We start from the raw sequence: 18,090 nt of genomic DNA on the forward strand, positions 1-18,090 counted from the left end.
AAGTATAACATCTTTCTTAATATGGATTTTTCTAAATATATCAGTTACAGTTTCGAAGATTTTCTCAATGATGATGCTTTTCTGCAATTCGTTATAGAGCAAAAGCCCGATGATTTAAATACCTGGAACAAATTTAAATTAGACTATCCACAGAGAAGAAAAATTGCAGAAGCAGCTTTCACTACAATTACTACCTATCGAAATCAGGATTCTTTTTATAACGAAACTGCACAATCACGCGTATTTGCCCGTATAGAAAGTTCAGTTTCAAATCAGCAGCCTACGGCAAAACTATTTAGACTTCCCGTTTACCTTAAAATTGCCGCTGCGGTAGCTGTAATATTTTTTACTGTATTTATTTATAACAACTTTTATAAAAAAGAAACTGAACAAACAGATTTTGGCAAAATAAGAACCATAATATTGCCTGATGGTTCAGAAGTTATCCTAAATGGTAACTCTCAAATAAGTTATGCTAAGAATTTTGGAAAAGGAACACGGGAAGTTTGGATTACCGGTGAGGCACTTTTTAAAGTTAAACACATTAACATCGATACAAACAATATTAAGTCGGAAGAGAAATTCATTGTTCATAGCAGCGATTTAAATATTGAAGTTTTAGGAACCACCTTTAATGTCAGAAATCGCCATGAAAAAACCAGTGTAGGTTTACTTAGTGGTAAAATAAGGATTGACTATAAGGATGTTAGCAAATCGAAAAAGCAATTCATAATGGCTCCTGGCGATTTTGTTAAACATGCTGAAGGTACAAACCTCATACATCAAAAATTGCAAGATCCAGAGCGCTTAACGGCCTGGGTTAGCCATCAGCTGGTTTTTAAAAATGCAACGCTTGCTGAAATGAGCCAGGTTCTGGAAGATGATCTGGGTTACAAGGTAGCGATTGATGATGAATTGGCTAAATTAAAAATAGAAGGAGAGATTAATGTTAATGACGTTAATGACCTGCTACGAATTCTTAAAACAACATTACACTTAAACATACAAACACAAAACAAAAACATAACCATTAAAGAATAACACTTGCCAAAGGGTTTAAGCGCTTGAATCCTGCGGCAGCAAATCAACTAGATCAAACCAACTAAACTAAACAGATTATGAGATTACTCTACCTTAGCAGGGCAGTAAAATACTGTTGCCTTACTATGTTGTTAAGCGCATGCGCCTTGTTTTGCTCGGCTCAACTAATGGCCAGGAATGTGGTTCACGCTAAACGGGTTAATAAAGCACCCCAGGTATCGGCAGAAGTTAAAATTTCGCTCAAAAATGCAGTAGAACTTATTAAAACAAAGTTCGATATAAAAATCGCCTATAAAGAAGGTATCCTCGAAAACAAACTTACTAATATCAGCCAGGCACAGCTAATGTCTGTAGCTGATGCAAATACCGCATTAACATTAAGTTTAAGCGGCCTTTTGCTCGAGTTTAACAAAATCAGCAATTCCCAGTATGTTATTATCGATGCGAGCAATAACCGGGCAGATGTGATAAAAGGCACAATCCTTTCTGCTACTGATAATATGCCGCTAATTGGGGCCACAGTTTACATTAAGGGCACTAAAACCGGTGCATCAACCGATGCACAAGGACAATTCAGCATTACAATTCCAGCTAACCTGAAGGGGCAGGCTATTACCTTAACCATAGCCTCGGTAGGTTATGAAAGCATCGATTTGCCGGTAACTGATTTGAATGCTGTTATTTCTGTAAAACTTCAGGAAAGCAACAGTAATTTAAATGATGTTGTGGTTACGGCCTTAGGTATAAAACGTGATAGCAAGGCACTTGGCTATGCGGTAACTGAAGTAAAGGGTTCGGAATTTACGCAGGCGAGGGAGAATAATATTGCCAATGCTTTAACAGGTAAGGTTGCCGGTGTAAATGCTACAGGACTTTCCACTGGTCCTGGTGGTTCAAGCCGTGTAATTATCCGTGGTAATGGTTCATTTAATGGAAACAACCAGCCGCTTTATGTAGTAAACGGAATGCCTATTGATAATACTGTTCCCGGTGGTGCAGCAACAACCAATACACTTGCTACAAACGTTGATAGGGGTGATGGTATAGGAAGCATTAACCCTGATGATATTGAAACTATCACGGTATTAAAGGGTGGAACCGCTGCTGCACTTTATGGATCGCGTGCAAGTAACGGTGTGATATTAATTACCACAAAAAAAGGTATTAAGCAAAAAGGTATTGGTGTTGAATATAACTCAACTTATACTATAGAAAATGCTATTAATGATAATGATTATCAGTATGAATATGGCCAGGGTTTAAATGGTGTGAAACCTTTAACTAAGAACGATGCGATTGCAACCGGTCGTCTTTCTTTCGGAGCAAAAATTGATGGTTCTGATTATGTTGCCGCTGATGGTTTAACTCATCCTTACAGTGCAGTGAAAGATAATATCAAAAATTTCTATTCAACCGGAACTAACTTTACCAATACAGTTGCTTTTTCTGGTGGAACTGATGGAATTGTTTATCGCTTATCGATGGCTGATTTGGATAGTAAAGGGATAATTTCAACCACTAAATTCAAACGCCAGACAGCTAATTTAAATATCAATGCAAGAATCAGCGATAAAATTAAGGTAGAAGGTTTAGCACAATATAACCTGGAAAGAGGTTACAACAGAACACTGGCCGGTGATGCTTTGGGAAATCCAAACTGGACACCTTACGAGGTAGCCAATACGGTAGATGTTCGTTGGCTGGCTCCTGGCTATGACTCAGCAGGAAACCAGACCCCATGGAACGACGCGGGTATTGCGACCAATGGTTATTTTGTAATGAATAAATACCAGGAGAATGACACGAAAAACCGTTTCATTGGTCAAGGGTCGATTACCTACGATATTGTAAAAAACTTCTCTTTAAAAGGTGTAATCAGTCGCGATTTTTACAATTATAACTACGTAAATATTTTGCCTACCGGCGATACTTATATCCCTAACGGGCAATATTCTGCCATAAAATCGGATGTTTCTGAAACCAATGCTTTAATTACTGGAAACTATAAAACCCGCATCGCGGATAAAATTAACCTCTCAATTTTAGGTGGTGCTAACAGCAGAAGGTTTGAAAACAAACAACTAAATATGGATGGTTCTACTTTTACGATTCCATTTTTCTACAGTTATAAAAATCTTGCAACTGCCAGCACTGTACCTTCTTATCAGCGGATCCGAACAAATTCTGTATTCGGTTCTGCCGATTTCGATTACAAAAGTATCTTGTTCTTAACCTATACTGCCAGAAATGATTGGTTTTCTACTTTAAGCCCTGATAATAATAGTATCTTATATCAAAGTGTTGGTGGAAGTTTGGTGTTATCAGATGCTTTAAAATTACCATCTTCTATAGATATTTTAAGATTAAGAGCTTCATGGGCCGAAGTAGGAGGTGGTGCCGCTGATCCTTATAAAATTAATTTAACTTACAGTAATGTGCCAAGTTCGGGTTTGCCATTGCAAAACGTAACGACAAATGATATCACCAATCAAAACCTGAAACCATATACTTCAACAACGTACGAAGGTGGATTTGAATTGAAAATGTTTAAAGGTAGGTTAGGCTTAGATTTTACTGCTTACAGCCGTAAAACAACTAACGACATTTTAAACGCTGCCATATCTTCAACATCTGGCTATAATAATGCAGTGCTGAATGTGGGTGAGTTAAGCAATAAAGGTATCGAGTTTTTATTAACTGGTTCTCCGGTTTCGGGTGAGAAATTTGGTTGGAATATCAGCTATAATGTATCATATAACAAAAGTAAAGTTATCAAACTTGTAGATGGAACAAACAGCTTCCAGGTTGCAAATTCGGTTGGTAACTGGGGTTACATTAACCAAACCGTTGGTAGTTCTTACGGAACAATTGTAGGTACACGGATTTTAAGAAATGATGCCGGCCAAATTGTTTACAATGCCACAACTGCTCGTCCGGTAGCAACGGGGCTGCAAGAGTTGGGCGATGGTGTTCCGCCGTTAACAATGGGCTTAAATCAGGATTTCAGGTTTGGGAACTTCACTCTAAGCTTCCTTGTTGATGGTAAATTCGGGAATAAAGTGTTTTCGGTTAAAGAAGTTTACGCAACCCGTTTAGGTTTAATGAAAAGTACTTTACCAGGACGTGAAAATGGTTTGACTTTAAATGGTGTAGATCAATCGGGTAATCCTTATACAGCGGTTGTGCCACTTAGTGGTTTACGTGCTTATTATAACGATTTACGGAATTACTCAGAGCTTTTCGTTCACGATGGAAGCTTTATTAAACTTCGTCAGGCTATCTTATCGTATAACATCCCGGTTAAAAATTTAAAAGTGGTTAAAATCCAATCGGCAAGTTTGTCATTCGTTGCCCGTAATATTTTAACGCTTTACAAGAAAACGGATACATTCGATCCTGAATCGAGTTATACTAATGGTAACGCACAAGGTTTCGAATCTATCGGTTTACCACGTACACGTACTTTCGGTATGAACTTAATGGTTAAATTTTAAAGCTTTAAAAATGAAAATGTACTCAAAAATATATAAAGCAGCTATTTGCATTTTATTGCTAAGTGCAACCTTTGCTTCGTGCACAAAAGATTTTCAGGAGATAAACACAGATCCTGAGGCATCATCAACCATTCAACCGCCTTTTGTTTTTACAAAAGCCTTATACGATGGTGCGAAAAATAACCTGAACTTGTTATTAGGAACAATGCAATACACCACAAGCTTTAACGATGTTGCAGGTTTTGGTTCTAAATATGTATCAAGCCAGAGCCAGCAATCAGCTGCGGTATTCAGTGCGGCTTACAATCAGGAAATTAACGAACTCGTTTTGGTAATTAATGCGGTAAAAGCAAATCCTGACCAGGTAAACCTACTTGCTACCGCACGTATATGGAAGGCTTACTGCTTTAGCCGTATTACTGATTTATATGGCGATGTTCCTTACACTGAAGCTGCGCAAGGTTATACTAATTCGAATTATAAGCCTGCATACGATGCTCAAAGAGCTATTTACCTTGATTTGTTAAAAGAACTTGATGAAGCAGCATTGAGTTTAAATGCGGCAAAAACGACTTTTGGCGCTGCAGATTTGATTTACGCAGGGAATACTGTAAAGTGGAAAAAATTTGCGTATTCACTAATGCTCCGTTTGGGCATGAGAATGACCAAAGTGGATGCAACACTTGCAGAAACCTGGGTTAAAAGAGCAATTGCCGGTGGTGTAATTACCGATGATGCTGATATTGCAAAAATGAGTTATCTGGCTTCAGGACAGGATATTAATAAAAATCCGATTGCTTTAAATCTGTATAACAGCGATTATATCAGGGCCGATGGTACCAGTAACCAGGAAGGTGGTAAATATCAGGATACGTTTATTACTTACATGAAAAATAATAAAGATCCACGTTTAGGTATTTTATCGGTTGTTTATGTTAATGGTGTTGCCGATACGTCTGCTGCTGTGCAAAAGGGCATGCCTGCAACCTTAAATGCAAAACCGGCAAACTTTGTAACCTATTCAGAACCCAATCAGAAAACTGTGCTTGCCTTAGGTGGTGCAAAACTTATTTTTACCACAGCCGAAACGAATTTCCTTCTATCGGAAGCTGTTTTACGTGGTTGGTATACAGGAAATGCATCAACACTCTATGAAGCAGGTATCAAAGCGGCAATGAAGCAATGGGCAATAATTGCGCCAGGCGATGGTGTTATAAGCGATTTGCAAATTAATACATACATTAAATATCATCCATTAACCACAACCGGTACGCTGGATGCTAAATTAGGCCAGATTTATACTGAATTCTGGTTAGCCGCTTTTCCTGACGCACAGGAAGCTTTCGCCAGCTATCGCAGAACGGGGTATCCGGCACTTGTTCCGGTTGTTTATGTTGGTAATGCAACTGGCGGGAAAATTTTCAGAAGGATGCTTTATCCAACTTCTGAGCAAAACCTAAATCGTGCTTCGCTTGATGCGGCAATTGCCCGTCAGGGACCAGATGATTTCTTAACCCGTATCTGGTGGGATAAACTTTAATCAATCTCTTTAAAAATCCTGCGATGCATTAAGTTGCATCGCAGGATTAACTTTCTTTTCTTAATGATATACCGATTAATTATTTTTTGCCTTCTTTTCGGCACAACGGCTTGGGCCCAGAAAAATGATGTAGTTGAAGATGAAACCTCCAGCAATTACAATTTAAACAAGCCTGAAAGAGAAGAGTGGCTTCGGAATACCGGAGCGGGTTTATTTATTCATTTTAATGTCGATGCGCAGTTGGGAATCGTAATCAGCCACTCTTTGGTTGGTGCTTCCGACGATTATACAGAGCGCTACTTCAGGGATTTACCCAAAACTTTCAACCCTGCTTCATTTAACCCAAAGGAAATTGCCGAATTGGCAAAACTTGCCGGAATGAAGTATATCGTTTTTACGACTAAACACCACGCAGGTTTCTGTTTTTGGGATACTAAAACAACTGATTTCAAGATTACAAATACACCTTACAAAAAAGATTTACTAAAGGAATTTGTAAACGCTACACGCGAAGCGGGGCTCGACGTAGGTTTTTATTTCTCTCCGGAAGACTTTAATTTTCTTTACAAACACAAAATTCCGATTAGCAGAAATATAACCAATCTCGATGCTAAAATAGCTAACGAGTATGCAGAATATAACCGCAAGCAAACCGAAGAGCTAATGCAAAATTACGGTAAGATTGATGTTTTATTTATCGATGGCGATCCAAAAGAAACGGTTAAGGAAACGGCCTGGGAAATGCAACCTGATATTCTGATTACCCGGGGTGCAATTTTAACGCCTGAACAAACTTTGCCAGGAGCTAAGATTACGCAACCCTGGCTGTCGCCGGTTACCATTGGCACTGCATGGCAGTACCAACCTACCAACGAACGCTATAAATCGGGTTCTCAACTAATCGAATTGTTAATCGAAGCCCGCTCAAAAGGTGGCTCACTTTTATTAAATGTCGGTCCTAAAGCAAACGGAGCTTTGGCTGAAGAACAAGAAAACCGTTTGCGTGAAATGGCTGGATGGTATTATATTAACCATGAGGCTATGGATGATGTAAGAAGTTGGGTGGTGAGTAAAGAAAACAATATTTATTTTACCCGGAAAGGCCCGAATACAGTCTTTGCAATCATAATGGATTCAAAAGATTGGAAAGAAGGTGAACGGAGAATATTTAACTTAAAATCAGTAAAATCAACTGAACAAACTAAAATAAGTGTTTTAGGTCAGAATAGTCAAATAATTGAATACAAGCCAGATATGGATGTGTCTTCTAGAGTTAAGCAAATAGCTGATGCACTTGAGGTTTCTGTGGTCAAAGCTCAGCGGATTTATGATGATCACAAATGGCCAAATCCGGTTGTAATTAAACTGGAGAACGTAGCACCAGTGTTTGCTGAATCGGCAATGGTACAAACAGGCCTTTTCAAAAAAGCTGGTAGCATAAGTACATTAAATGCTAAAATATTAAATTATAAAGAGGTACAACCTAAACGCGGCAGGTTCTATTATCGTCCATACCGCGGTCAGGTAGAAACCTTATATGCAGATGCCTGGAAAATGACTGACTGGGTAGCGATTAAAAGTGATGGTACTTTTGCCGGGACAGTTAAATTGCCAAAAGGAGCTTTCGAGTACAAGGCAGTAGCTGAACAACAAAATGTTATTATTGAAGGAGAAAACAAAGTTTTAAGCTTACCTTAGGCTATTGTAGTTGGCGTTATGATAAGAAAAATCCCTGTTATTACTTCTGCTAAATCCTTTATCGCGAGACTCATACTTTTGCTGGTATTACAGCTGATTATGGTTAAAGGTTACACTCAGCAGTATTTAGGTTCAGGAATTATTCCAAAACCGGTTGAAGAAATTAAAAAACAAGGTTTCTTTACAATATCTGCTAATACAAAAATATTTTTTTCTGATAATCAGGTTATTAATTTATCGTTTTTAAATCAATACTTAAGCGATTTAGCACAGATAACCTTATTTCAAATAAGTAAAACTGAATCAAACGGCATTAATTTTATTATCGATGCTGGTTCTAACCTAGAGCCGGAAGGCTATGTTCTCGAAGTTTTCGATAAAAAGATTAATATAAAAGCTAAAGATGGAAGAGGCTTGTTTTACGGCCTGCAATCCTTAATTCAGTTGATCCGGAAAAAAGGTAACCAGGTTGTCGTTCCGGCTTATCTCATTAAAGATGCGCCGCGTTTTGCATATCGAGGCATGCACCTGGATGTTGCCAGAAACATGTTTAGTGTAGAGACTATTAAAAAATGGCTCGATTTACTGGCATTCTATAAAATAAATACCTTTCACTGGCATTTAACTGATGATCAGGGATGGAGAATAGAGATTAAAAAGTACCCTTTATTACAAACTAAATCTGCTTACCGCAATGAAACCCTGATTGGACATAAACGGGCTAACCCGCATGTTTTTGATGGTAAAAGATATGGAGGTTATTACACGCAGAATGAAATTAAGGCTATTGTGAAGTATGCAGAACAACGCCATATTACCACGATTCCTGAAATTGAAATGCCCGGCCATGCCAGTGCAGTACTAGCCGCATACCCAAATCTTGGTTGTACAGGCGGTCCTTATGAAACTGCAACTTACTGGGGTGTATTTGATGATGTTTTCTGTGCAGGTAATGAGGATACTTTTAAATTCCTGGAGTGTGTTCTGGATGAGGTTGTTACGTTATTTCCATCTAAATATATCCATATAGGGGGTGATGAGTGCCCAAAAACAAGGTGGCATGATTGTTCGAAATGCCAGAAAAGAATTAAGGATGAAAAACTTAAGGATGAGCATGAGCTTCAGTCATACTTCATTGCGAGGATGGAAAAGTATCTTAATTCGAAAGGCAAGAAAATAATTGGTTGGGACGAAATATTGGAGGGCGGTTTAGCACCTGATGCTACTGTAATGAGTTGGAGAGGTTTAGATGGTGGCATCGCCGCTGCAAAACTTAATCACGATGTGGTTATGACTCCTGAAAAATTCGTTTACCTGGATTATTATCAATCGCTTAATAAAAGTGAACAGGTTGCAGCTGGTGGGTATTTGCCATTACGTAAAGTGTATGAATATGAGCCAATGCCGGAAGCGCTGAATGCTGAAGAACAGAAGTATATCAAAGGCGTTCAGGCTAATGTTTGGACAGAATACATGACAGATGCTAGCAAAGAAGAATATATGATTTTTCCGAGAATTATAGCATTAGCAGAAATGGGCTGGTCGAAAAAGGAACATAAAAACTATCCTGATTTTCTGTCTCGATTAAATGAAAACTTAAGATTTTTAAAAGGCATTGCTTACAGTAAATCATTTTATGAGGTTACCGGAGAATCAACTCCCGATGGTTTTATTCTTAACACGGATATGCCTGATGCTGAAATCCGTTATTCGACTAATGGAACAGACCCTGTTAAGAGCAGTAAGTTATACAGTTCTCCAATTAAGTTAAGTGAAACAACAACGTTAAAAGCGAGGCTTTTTAAAGGAGTAAGTAGTGTTGGTAAAGTGTATGAACAGCAAATAATTAAAAATCTGGCTTTTGGAAAAGCTATATCATTAAAAAATCAAGGTACTGGTAATTATAATGTTGATAAAGATGTTTTAATAAACGGAATTCAAGGTTCTCCGCTTTATAATAATGGAGAATGGTTGGGTTTAGGCGGAGCAGATTTTGAAGCTGTTGTTGATTTAGGCAAGGAAATTCAAATAACTGAAGTCGGTATCAATGTACTTAATTATCAATGGCAAAAGATGCATCCACCTAAAGCACTTATTTTTGAGGTTTCAACAGATAATGTGAATTTTAAAGAAATATTCAGCCAGACAAAATTTACACTTGAAGGCATAAATAAAGCTGTCCAAAAAATAAAACCTGTTTTAACCCGATATATTCGGGTTAAGGCCTCAAATATCGGTACAATACCTGACGGATTTTATGGCGCAGCTACAAAGGCATGGTTAATGGTTGATGAAATTATTGTAAATTAAATGACTATACTTATCGTATTTATTTGCATCGCATTATTGATCGTACTGATTTCAGTATTTAAAATTAATGCATTTCTTTCTTTTCTGGTAGTATCTTTCCTGGCTGGATTAGCCCTTGGATTACCGCCTGCAAAAATCCCATCAAGCATTGAGAAGGGTATGGGCGATGTGCTTGGCTCTTTAACAATTATTATAACTGCAGGAGCCATGCTTGGAAAGCTGGTTGCTGAGAGCGGCGCAGCTCAAAAAATTGCCCAGGTAAGCATGAGGGTTTTTGGAGAGAAATACATTCAATGGGCGATGGTTTTGACAGGCTTTTTAATCGGTATTCCCTTATATTATGGCATTGGCTTTGTTTTAATGGTGCCTTTAATATTTTCAGTAGTTTACCGCTATAAACTCCCTGCACTTTATATCGGCTTGCCAATGTTGGCCGCTTTGTCGGTAACACATGGTTTTCTGCCTCCACATCCATCGCCAGCGGCCTTGGTTGTTCAATTTAAAGCAGATATGGGTCTGACGTTATTTTATGGTTTAGCTGTTGCTATTCCGGCAATTGTTATCGGCGGACCACTATTCTCACGTTCTTTAAAAACCGTTCCGGCAGCGCCAATAGCTTCATTTAGTGCAAAAGAATTAGCAGACGACTTATTGCCAAGTGGATTTAAAAGTTTTTTTACAGCATTACTTCCAGTAATTTTATTGGCATTAGCATCATTTTTACCAATGGTTTTGGCTGCCGATGCTAAAGTGTTACCTTATATTTTATTTGCAGGAAGTCCATCTGTGGTAATGTTGATTGTTTTAATTGCTGCCACCTGGTTGTTAGGCTTATCACAAGGTAAAAAGATAACCGAAATAATGTCTGTTTATGCTGATGCTGTTAAGGATATTGCTTTAATTTTATTAATCATTGCTGGTTCAGGCGCATTAAAACAGGTATTAACCGAAAGCGGCGTGAGTGATCAAATTGCCGGATACCTGCAACATATCAAGGCTGAACCTTTGTTTTTAGCCTGGTTAATCGCTGCAATAATCAGATTTTGTGTTGGCTCTGCAACAGTGGCAGGCCTAACCACTGCAGGTATCATTGTGCCGCTAATGGAACAAACGCACACCAATCCGAATCTTATGGTGTTAGCCGTTGGTGCCGGAAGTCTGATGTTTTCGCATGTTAATGATGCCGGTTTCTGGATGTTTAAAGAATATTTCGGCTTAACTTTGAAAGATACATTTAAGTCATGGGCATTAATGGAATCAATTGTTGGTATTGTAGGCCTTGCTGGTGTACTTTTACTTAATATTATAATCGCTTAAAATAACAATTACATAAAATGGAAAATTTAACTCCCGACGAACGTTTCGAACAATTAAAACTTAATCTGCCACCAGCTCCGGCACCTCTTGGTGTTTATAAACCTTGCCTCGTTGATGGTAAATATCTTTATTTGAGCGGACACGGTCCGGTACAGGATGATAAATCGCTAATTATAGGTAGAATTGGTGCTGATTTAACACAGGAAGAAGGAAAGCTTGCTGCTTTGCAGGTAGGGCTAACCATGTTATCAACCATTAAAACAAATATTGGGAGTTTAAATAAGGTTAAAAGGGTTATTAAGGTTTTAGGAATGGTAAATTGTACCCCTGAATTTGAAAAACACCCATTTATCATAAACGGATGCAGTGAACTTTTTGCAAAGGTTTGGGGCGAAGAAAACGGAATAGGTGTAAGAAGCGCTGTAGGTTTCGGCTCCTTACCTGATAATATTCCGGTTGAGATAGAAGCTTTGTTTGAACTTGTATAAATATTATGCAGCAACAAGACTGGTATTTACTGCCTGATGAGGGTAATTTAGCAACACCCTCGCTTGTTTTTTACGAGACGTATATTCTTGAAAACATCAGGCTGCTTAAAGCGATGATTAACGATACAGGACGTTTACGGCCTCATGTGAAAACACACAAGAATATGGAAATTACTAAACTGTTAATCAGTGAAGGAATAAACAAATTCAAATGTGCTACAATAGCCGAAGCCGAAATGCTTGCACTTGCTGCTGCTAGTGATGTTTTACTTGCTTATCAACCAGTTGGGGCAAACATAAGTCGTTTCCTCCTACTTAAAGAGCAATATCCGGATACTAATTTTAGCTGTCTTGTTGATGATGTCGAAATCGCCAGGGAATTGGGACAAAAAGCTATGGAGCGTAATTTGGCCGTTGATGTTTATATTGATTTGAATGTTGGGATGAACCGCACTGGGATTTTACCAGAATTGGCTCCTGAACTATTCAATACAATAACTTCAATTCCCGTACTCAGTATTAAAGGTTTGCATGCTTACGATGGGCATATTCATGATGCTTCGATGGAAATCCGTGTCCAAAAAATGGAACCAATTATCTCCCAACTTCTGGAGTTAAAAAAGCAATTTGAAAATATTGTTGGAGATACATTAACTATCATTGCTGGTGGCACACCAACATTTCCGGTTTATGCCGCCGAAACTAATTTCGAATGTAGCCCTGGAACATTTATTCTCTGGGATAAAGGTTATCAGGATGCTTATCCTGAGCAGAATTTCAATATTGCTGCGCTTGTGGTAAGCCGTATTGTATCAAAACCTGCCAGTGGTTTAATTTGCACAGATTTAGGCCATAAGGCAGTTGCGGCAGAAAAAGAATTGAAAAGTAGGGTTTATTTACTTAATGCACCGAATCTTGAAGTTCAAGGTCAGAGTGAAGAACATTTGGTTTTAAAAGTTAGGGAATCTGATGATTATAAAATCGGCGACATCCTTTATGGCTTACCCTATCATATTTGTCCTACGGTAGCTTTACATGAATTTGCAATGTGTATTAAAGCAGATAAAACGATTCAGAACTGGGATATCATTTCCCGAAAAAGAAAAATTACCATTTAATATTTTACCATGTTTACCATTGATGCCCATTTAGATTTAAGTATGAATGCCTTGGAGTGGAATCGGGATTTAACGCAACGTTTAGCCGATATTAATGAAAGGGAAGCCAGATTAACGGATAAACCTGACCGTGGCTTGGCTACAGTTTCACTTCAGGAACTTCGCAAAGGTAATATAGGTTTAGTTGTAGCTACACAAATAGCCCGATATGTTGCTCCTGATAATCATTTACCAGGATGGCATTCTCCTGAACAGGCCTGGGCACAAACGCAAGGTCAGTTGGCCTGGTACAAGGCTATGGAAGATGCCGGCGAAATGTTCCAGGTAAATAACCTCGACACTTTGAATCAAAGCTTAGCATTATGGAACGATGGAACAGCAAATGACAAAAAACCTGTAGGGTATATTTTGAGTTTGGAAGGTGCCGATTCATTCGTAACTGTTGGCCATCTGGAAAGAGCATGGCTAAATGGTTTAAGGGCCGTAGGGCCTGCACATTATGGCCCTGGGCGCTATGCGCAAGGAACTGATGCTACAGGTAAAATGACTACCCCCGGGCATGAATTATTAAAGGAAATGGAACGCCTTAATATTATTCTCGATGCAACACATCTTTGTGATGATAGTTTTTGGGATGCCTTAAGCCGGTTCAATGGGCATATCTGGGCTTCGCATAATAATTGTCGCAGTTTGGTGAATCACAATCGTCAGTATAGCGACGAACAAATTAGAGAATTGATTAATCGGGGTGCAGTAATTGGAGGTGCGCTAGATGCCTGGATGATGGTTCCAAACTGGCAGAGAGGTATATCTCAACCTAAAGCAATGAACTGTAATCTCGATGTGATGATCGACCATATCGATCACATTTGTCAGCTAGCCGGAAACGCAGAACATGTTGGAATCGGATCTGATTTAGATGGTGCTTTCGGTAAAGAACAATGTCCCTATGATTTGGAAACAATTGCTGATTTACAAAAAATCCCTAGTCTATTTAGGAAAAGAGGCTACACTGAGAAAGATATTGAAAATCTGATGCACGGCAACTGGTTGCGTTTCCTTAAAAAAGCCTGGGCCTAAAGAATATTTATGATGAAAAAAACAGGTTTAATTTTATGTATTGCTTCAATGCTTTTAGGATTGAATGAAAATTCTTTAGCGCAAAATAAATCAACAACTTCTTTATATAAGAATCCAAAGGCGGCGGTAGAAAGCAGGATTAAAGATTTGCTTTCGAGAATGACTGTTGAGGAAAAGGTTGGACAGATTTCAATGCCATTAGGTTGGCCAATGTATGCTAAAACTGAAAATGGTGTTGAGGTAAGCGATGTTTTTAAAAAATTGCTTAAAGAAGAATATACAGGTATGTTATGGGCAACCCTCAGGGCTGATCCCTGGACAAAGAAAACGCTGGCAAATGGTTTAAATCCCGAGCTGGCAGCCAAAGCTACCAATGCAATTCAAAAATATGCCATCGAAAATTCCCGCTTGGGGATACCAGTATTGCTATCAGAAGAATGTCCGCACGGACACATGGCAATTGGAACTACTGTTTTCCCAACTTCTATTGGTCAGGGAAGCACATTTAATCCGGAGTTAATCAAGAAAATGGCTAGTGTTATCGCTCAGGAAACAAGGCTTCAGGGTGGTCATGTTGGTTATGGTCCTGTACTCGATTTAGCCAGAGAACCGAGATGGTCGAGAGTTGAAGAAACTTATGGCGAAGACCATGTGCTGAACAGCAGGATGGGAGAGGCTATGGTTAAGGGATTCCAAGGGGCAAATATAAAAAGTGGTGAAAATATTGTGGCAACGTTAAAGCATTTTGCTGCCTACGGAGCGCCCGAAGGTGGGCACAACGGTGGAAGTATCAATGTTGGTATGAGAAGTTTGCAGCAATTTTACCTGCCACCTTTTAAAGCAGCTGTTAAAGCTGGGGCATTATCGGTTATGACGGCCTATAATTCCATTGATGGCATCCCTTGTTCTTCAAATGGATATCTACTAACCGATTTACTGCGAAAAGAATGGGGTTTTGATGGATTTGTTGTGTCTGATTTGAACAGTATTTCAGGTTTGATGGCGAATCATCATATTGCCTCCAGTGCTGCCGATGCGGCTAAATTAGCGATAAATGCGGGCTTAGATGCCGATTTAAGCGGTATCGGTTATGGTAAAGCATTACGTGATGCAATAAAAGCCGGTACAGTTTCTATGAATACTTTAGATACTGCAGTAAGCAGGGTGCTACGGATTAAATTTAATATGGGATTATTTGAAAATCCTTACGTAAATCCCGAAGTGGCGAAAACTAAAGTGAGGGATACTGATAAAATCACCTTGGCCAGAGAAGTTGCAAGGGAATCAATTATTCTTTTAAAAAACCAGGATAAAGTACTTCCTTTTAGTAAATCGTTAAAAAGCATTGCCGTAATTGGCCCCAATGCCGATAATATTTATAACCAGCTTGGCGATTATACAGCGCCGCAAACGGAAGAAAATATCGTTACGGTTTTGGATGGGATAAGAAATAAATTGTCAGCAGACACTAAAATAAATTATATAAAAGGATGTGCTATAAGAGATACGACTACAACAAACATTTCTGATGCAGTTGCCGCGGCTAAAAAATCAGATGCAGTTGTGATTGTTTTGGGAGGCTCGAGTGCCCGTGATTTTAAAACTGAATATATAGAAACGGGAGCTGCCAAAATCAATACAGCTAACCAGTTAAGCGATATGGAAAGTGGAGAAGGGTTCGACAGGGCAACACTCGACTTGCTCGGCGACCAGTTGAAACTTTTAAAGGCAGTTGTTAAAACAGGTAAACCGGTGGTTTTGGTTTTAATAAAAGGCAGGCCGTTAAACCTGAACTGGGCTGCTGAAAATGCCCCCGCAATTATTGATGCCTGGTATCCGGGACAGGAGGGTGGAAATGCTATTGCTGATGTAATTTTTGGTGATTACAACCCCGCAGGTCGATTACCAGTTTCAGTACCAAAATCTGTGGGTCAACTACCGGTTTACTACAATTGGAGATTTCCTGAAAAACACAACTATATTGAGCTTGATGCTAAGCCGCTTTACAGTTTCGGTTATGGTTTAAGTTACACTACATTTGATTACCAGCAGTTAAAAATCAGTAATGATACTGATAAACAATCGGTAACAGTAACTTTTAATTTGAAAAATACAGGTACTACTGCTGGAGATGAGGTTGTTCAGGTATATTTAGGAAGTAAAACATCATCGGTTGTTTTACCAGCTAAGCAACTTAAACAGTTTAAACGTATAAGGTTAAATCCAGGTGAGCAAGGAACTATAAGTTTTACATTGGCTAAGGCCGATCTTGAAGTTTACAACGATAAGATGAAATGGGTAGTAGAGCCGGGGATTTACAATTTGATGGTTGGTGCTTCATCTGATGATATTCGCTTACAGGAGAAATTCACGATTAAATAAAAGGATACTTAGTTCTTCAGGAAGAGTTATCTTATGCTAATTCTTTCGGTAACTGGTTTTTGTGATCATTAAATGATTCTTTAGGTATTAGATCATCTCGTCATAAATATATGAAATATAGTCATTATCATCAAAAAACCAGTTATCGCCTCCAGGATAAATAAAGTTTTGTTCTTCATCATAATTAGCTTATTTACTTTCTAATACGAAAAAGAATAGCAGAACGCTACACCTTTTGCTTAATATTTGCCTTATTAAATTTTTGCTCTTTGCTTAAGTTTTTATAATATTATCTATTGAAAACTTAATGAAGAATATGAAAATCGCTACCTATAATGTAAATGGCGTTAACGGAAGGCTTCCTGTGTTATTGCGCTGGCTTGAAGAAACCAGGCCTGATGTAGTATGCCTGCAGGAACTTAAGGCACCAGATGAGAAATTCCCTTTAGAGGCAATTAATAATGCTGGCTATAATGCAATATGGCATGGCCAAAAAAGCTGGAATGGGGTGGCCATTTTAGCAAGAGGAAAAGAAATTAAGGAACTACAGAGAGGTTTGCATGGCGATGATGAAGATATGCAAAGCCGGTATATTGAGGCTATTGTAGATGATGTTGTTATAGGCTGTCTTTATTTACCTAATGGAAATCCTGCACCAGGGCCAAAACTTGATTATAAATTAGCTTGGTTTGAACGATTTGCCAGTCATGCGGCTAGACTTTTATCGAATAATTTACCAGTTGTACTTTGTGGAGATTATAATGTAATACCTGCTGAATTGGATGTTTATAAGCCTGAGCGATGGGTTGATGATGCTTTATTTCGTTCTGAAGTAAGAGCGGCATTTCATAAGCTGGTTGCTCAAGGTTGGACTGATGCGATTAGAAAACTTTTTCCTGATGAGGTGATTTACACTTTCTGGGATTATTTCAGAAATGCTTATGGTAGAAATGCCGGACTAAGGATTGATCATTTTTTGCTAAGTCCCTTGCTTACTGATAGACTAATTAGTGCAGGTGTTGATAAACATGTTAGGGGCTGGGAAAAATCCAGCGATCACGGACCTGTTTGGATAGAAATTAAATAAAAAGTTAAATCTGCTTTTTTATGTATTCTCTCTGTTACAGGTTATTCAGAAGGAAAATAAATTACTACTTTAAGGAATCAAACCCTAGGCTTATGGATACCTTAAATGACAAAAAGAAAATTACAACTTTCCTTAACAAAATCAAATCTAGATGGCCCGCAAAAGTTGAAAGATTTGAATTCAAAACCGCAACAGTAATTTATATTCACTTAAAGGAAGGCATTTCCAGTATAGATTTTTTAGGTAGCCTGTCGCGACAGGTGGAGAAGTTAGTCGATTTTACTATGCCGATAATACTTTATCATATCGAAAGTGATGGAATGAATCTACGTTCACATCCTATAAACTGGTATTCTTCTTTAAACAGATCGTAAAATTCTGGATGATTAAATAAAAAATGCAGGGCAATTAATACCCTGCATTAACAAACAATTAATCATGCCCTTAGACAACAATTAATGAGGTGTAATTTTACGTATTATTTTTAATACTTCAAAAGTATTTTTAATTCCACATAAGAGTACGGGGTGAAAGT

The 18,090-nt window shown here is 38.4% G+C and carries 12 protein-coding genes; all 12 read left to right on the forward strand.

Features of this window, described 5'->3' with window-relative positions; translation table 11 throughout:
- The first annotated feature begins 21 nt into the window (after positions 1 to 21).
- The 12 genes from R2R71_RS12230 to R2R71_RS12285 all read left to right on the forward strand — a co-directional run bounded on the left by R2R71_RS12230 (position 22) and on the right by R2R71_RS12285 (position 17,929).
- A complete protein-coding gene (locus tag R2R71_RS12230; protein ID WP_316831556.1) occupies positions 22 to 1,041 on the forward strand; it encodes a FecR family protein in 1,020 nt (339 codons plus the stop codon).
- Between the two features lie 77 nt (positions 1,042 to 1,118).
- Complete coding sequence (locus R2R71_RS12235) at positions 1,119 to 4,535, forward strand: SusC/RagA family TonB-linked outer membrane protein (RefSeq protein WP_316831557.1); 3,417 nt, start codon at positions 1,119 to 1,121, stop codon at positions 4,533 to 4,535.
- Between the two features lie 16 nt (positions 4,536 to 4,551).
- Positions 4,552 to 6,075, forward strand: a complete 1,524-nt coding sequence (locus tag R2R71_RS12240; RefSeq protein ID WP_316831558.1) for a SusD/RagB family nutrient-binding outer membrane lipoprotein — start codon at positions 4,552 to 4,554, stop codon at positions 6,073 to 6,075.
- 63 nt (positions 6,076 to 6,138) lie between these two features.
- Complete coding sequence (locus R2R71_RS12245) at positions 6,139 to 7,773, forward strand: alpha-L-fucosidase (RefSeq protein WP_316831559.1); 1,635 nt, start codon at positions 6,139 to 6,141, stop codon at positions 7,771 to 7,773.
- Between the two features lie 18 nt (positions 7,774 to 7,791).
- Positions 7,792 to 10,083 carry a family 20 glycosylhydrolase gene (locus tag R2R71_RS12250; protein ID WP_316831560.1) on the forward strand — a complete coding sequence of 764 codons (2,292 nt, stop codon included), beginning with the start codon at positions 7,792 to 7,794 and terminating at the stop codon, positions 10,081 to 10,083.
- The gene (locus tag R2R71_RS12255; protein WP_316831561.1) at positions 10,084 to 11,400 is read left to right on the forward strand and encodes a gluconate:H+ symporter; all 1,317 of its coding nucleotides are present in this window, start codon (positions 10,084 to 10,086) and stop codon (positions 11,398 to 11,400) included.
- A gap of 17 nt (positions 11,401 to 11,417) precedes the next feature.
- Complete coding sequence (locus R2R71_RS12260) at positions 11,418 to 11,888, forward strand: RidA family protein (RefSeq protein WP_316831562.1); 471 nt, start codon at positions 11,418 to 11,420, stop codon at positions 11,886 to 11,888.
- 5 nt (positions 11,889 to 11,893) lie between these two features.
- Entirely contained in the window at positions 11,894 to 13,006 is a 1,113-nt protein-coding gene (locus R2R71_RS12265) for a D-TA family PLP-dependent enzyme (RefSeq protein WP_316831563.1), read from the forward strand.
- A gap of 9 nt (positions 13,007 to 13,015) precedes the next feature.
- Complete coding sequence (locus tag R2R71_RS12270; protein ID WP_316831564.1) at positions 13,016 to 14,086, forward strand: dipeptidase; 1,071 nt, start codon at positions 13,016 to 13,018, stop codon at positions 14,084 to 14,086.
- Positions 14,087 to 14,095: 9 nt separating this feature from the next.
- A complete protein-coding gene (locus tag R2R71_RS12275) occupies positions 14,096 to 16,468 on the forward strand; it encodes a glycoside hydrolase family 3 N-terminal domain-containing protein (RefSeq protein WP_316831565.1) in 2,373 nt (790 codons plus the stop codon).
- Positions 16,469 to 16,784: 316 nt separating this feature from the next.
- Entirely contained in the window at positions 16,785 to 17,555 is a 771-nt protein-coding gene (gene xth / locus R2R71_RS12280) for an exodeoxyribonuclease III (RefSeq protein ID WP_316831856.1), read from the forward strand.
- 92 nt (positions 17,556 to 17,647) lie between these two features.
- Complete coding sequence (locus R2R71_RS12285; protein WP_316831566.1) at positions 17,648 to 17,929, forward strand: hypothetical protein; 282 nt, start codon at positions 17,648 to 17,650, stop codon at positions 17,927 to 17,929.
- Positions 17,930 to 18,090 lie beyond the last annotated feature (161 nt).

The organism is Pedobacter aquatilis (assembly GCF_032678405.1).
Classification (GTDB): domain Bacteria; phylum Bacteroidota; class Bacteroidia; order Sphingobacteriales; family Sphingobacteriaceae; genus Pedobacter; species Pedobacter aquatilis_A.